Source organism: Adlercreutzia sp. DFI.6.23 (assembly GCF_024462535.1).
Lineage (GTDB): Bacteria > Actinomycetota > Coriobacteriia > Coriobacteriales > Eggerthellaceae > Adlercreutzia > Adlercreutzia rubneri.
The window spans coordinates 1-297 of record NZ_JANGBP010000575.1 but is presented as its reverse complement, the minus strand read 5'-3'; the positions used below and the strand labels follow the sequence as shown (position 1 = coordinate 297).

The 297-nt window shown below is 62.0% G+C and carries 1 pseudogene; it reads left to right on the top strand.

Features of this window, described 5'->3' with window-relative positions:
• Positions 1 to 297 (top strand): annotated as a pseudogene (locus NE591_RS14650) (acetate kinase); the annotation flags it as partial.

Sequence of the window (297 nt, the reverse complement as noted above, 5' to 3'; positions counted from 1 at the left end):
GCGGATATGACGGTAGCCGAGTGCCTGAAGAAACTTTTGGAAGCGCTGGTGGACGATCCGGAGAGTCCCATCAGCGACCTTTCGCAAATTGACGCCATCGGCAACCGCATCGTGGCCGGCAGCGAGTACTTCACCAAGTCCGTCATCATCGACGGGCCGGCCCGCGAGAAACTTGAGCTGTGTGAGGAGCTGGCGCCGCTGCACAACCCGCCGGCTGACGCCTGCATCGATATGATGGCCGCGCTCATGCCAAGCACACCCCAGGTCGCCGTCTTTGACACGGCCTTTCACGCCACC